Here is a 2,283-nt window from a genome sequence, read left to right as displayed (position 1 = left end):
GCGTTGCCCTACGGCGTCTCGCACTAAAGTGCTTGCCGCTTGACTTCCTTCCTCAGCTGCTATTCGAAGAAAGTGTAAGGTACATGAGCCTTACTTAAGTTAGCGGCTACCATACCGCAGAGGAGGATAATTCATGATTACTAACATTTCTATCGACAAGCTTTATTCTCATCCGAAAAATCCTAGACAGGATTTAGGAAATTTAAGCGAACTGACTGAAAGCATTCTTGCGAATGGTGTTATGCAGAATCTAACGGTTGTTCCAAAAACAGATGATGACGGGTATTTTGTCGTAATTGGAAATCGTCGTCTTGCGGCGGCAAAAAAAGCAGGACTGAAAGAACTTCCTTGTGTTGTTTCCAATATGGATGAGAAGCAACAGCAGGCAACCATGCTCCTTGAAAATATGCAGAGAAGCGATTTGACACCCTATGAGCAGGCACAGGGATTTCAGATGTGTCTGGACTTGGGAATGACTGAAGATGAATTAAGCAAGCAGACGGGTTTCTCTAAGAAAACAGTCAAGCATCGCCTTAATATGCTTAAGTTTGATGCAGAAGAAGTCAAAAAAACAGTGGTAAATGGAGCATCCATCCAGGATTATATTGATCTGGAAAAGGTAAAAAACGATGATACCAAGAAAGAACTTCTACAGTATATGGGAACCACTGATTTTCGCTATCATTTGAACAGTGCTATTGAAACTGAAAAAATAGAAAAAAAAGTCAATCAGACTGAAAAGAAAATAGCCTTGTTTGCTAAAAAAGTAGAAGACAGAGATCTAGACAGAAAAAAATACACTTACCTGCAATTCTATAGATCACCAGAAGATGTCAAGGAAGAAGGCTTCAAAGAAAGAAAAGAATACCTTTATACAAGAAGTACCTATGGCATAAATGTTTATGGATCTGTCAGTGAAGAAGAGGTTAATGACAAAGCAGAAAAGGAAGAAAAACGAAATAAAATTATTACAGAACTAGAAAATCTATTTAAAACCGCACAACAGACGAGAATAGAATTTATCAAAAATATCTTAAACGATAAAACTGCTTCACATCGTGATGTTTTCTATACTGAGGCTATTAAAATTCTTTCAACAAAAAGTTATTCTTCATTCGATGCTAAACTTTTCAAGAAAATCATAGAATGCGATATCAAAGAATCTTTAAACAAAAACAACGCTGAGAAAGTATTTGAAGCTACTGTATTTGCTTCACTTGAAGAAAGTCATCCTCTTTCATGCTATTCTTCCTGGAGCGGAGAATACAATGAAAGAAAAGCACAACAGATGAATGAATATTACAAATTTCTGATTTCCATAGGATATCAGCCAAGCGAAGCCGAAAATCAACTCCTTGACGGCACACACAAATCATATCCTGCTTCAGCGGAAAAATAAAAAATTCTTAAAAATAACTACCTGGCAAATTGCCAGGTATGTTTTCTAAGGTTCCAACATGGCAAGTTGCCATGTTGCTTTCTATCAATCCAATGAATGAAATATGGAGTACAAAAAACTATCATTAAAATGAAATAATTTGACACATAGTAAAATGTACGTTATAATGTACATAGTGAGGTGAATGCAATGATTAACACAAATGCTACTAATTTTAGAAAAAATATGTTTAGTATCCTGGAGAATACAATAAAATATAACGAACCTGTTAATATAAGCACAAAGGAAGGCAATGCCGTGCTTCTTAGCGAGGAGGAATATAACGGTCTGATGGAAACCTTATACTTGTCTTCCATTCCTGGCATGAAAGAAGAAATCATTGAAGGAATAAATACCCCCGTAGAAGAATGTATCCCTTCCGATGAGGTTGAATGGTAATGTATGTATAAAATTGTATACACAAAAAATGCAGTGAATGCAATTCCTAAGTTAAAAAGTGCTCATCTGGATAAAAAGGCAAAAGCATTGGTCGATCTTTTAGAACAAAATCCATATGCAACACCACCAAGCTATGAAAAACTGCAAGGCGATCTGTCATCTGCCTATTCCAGAAGAATCAATATCAAGCATCGTCTTGTCTATCAGGTAGATGATGATAAAAAAATAGTAAAGATCATCAGCATGTGGACACATTATGAATTTTAGAAAGTTGGAATCTCCCAGCTTTCTTTTTTACAGGCATCTGTGTAATCTAAGATTCCAACATGGCAAATTGCCATGTTGTTTTCTATTGATTCGATGAAAGAAATATGGAATATCGCATCCAAGTCACTCGTCAAGCGTTGCCCTACGGCGTCTCGCACTAAAGTGCTTGCCGCTTGACT

4 protein-coding genes are annotated in these 2,283 nt (G+C 36.4%); 3 read left to right on the top strand and 1 reads right to left on the bottom strand.

Annotated features, from left to right (window positions below; genetic code table 11):
• The first annotated feature begins 133 nt into the window (after nucleotides 1-133).
• The 3 genes from BQ5367_RS00020 (at nucleotide 134) to BQ5367_RS00010 (ending at nucleotide 2,104) form a co-directional block, all read left to right on the top strand.
• On the top strand, nucleotides 134-1,399 hold the full coding sequence (locus BQ5367_RS00020; RefSeq protein ID WP_071440555.1) for a ParB/RepB/Spo0J family partition protein: 1,266 nt from the start codon (nucleotides 134-136) through the stop codon (nucleotides 1,397-1,399).
• A 189-nt stretch (nucleotides 1,400-1,588) separates the two neighbouring features.
• Nucleotides 1,589-1,837, top strand: coding sequence for a type II toxin-antitoxin system Phd/YefM family antitoxin (locus BQ5367_RS00015; RefSeq protein WP_071440554.1), 249 nt, complete (start codon nucleotides 1,589-1,591; stop codon nucleotides 1,835-1,837).
• Nucleotides 1,838-1,840: 3 nt separating this feature from the next.
• Entirely contained in the window at nucleotides 1,841-2,104 is a 264-nt protein-coding gene (locus tag BQ5367_RS00010) for a Txe/YoeB family addiction module toxin (protein ID WP_071440553.1), read from the top strand.
• On the opposite strand, the gene BQ5367_RS13755 is transcribed toward BQ5367_RS00010, so the two are convergent.
• On the bottom strand, nucleotides 2,101-2,283 hold a 183-nt coding region (locus tag BQ5367_RS13755), incomplete at its 5' end, for a hypothetical protein (RefSeq protein ID WP_235858707.1). The two genes, BQ5367_RS00010 and BQ5367_RS13755, sit on opposite strands and share 4 nt — an antisense overlap.

This window comes from Traorella massiliensis (assembly GCF_900104665.1).
GTDB lineage: Bacteria > Bacillota_I > Bacilli_A > Erysipelotrichales > Erysipelotrichaceae > Traorella > Traorella massiliensis.
This window is presented reverse-complemented; position numbering and strand designations above follow the sequence as displayed.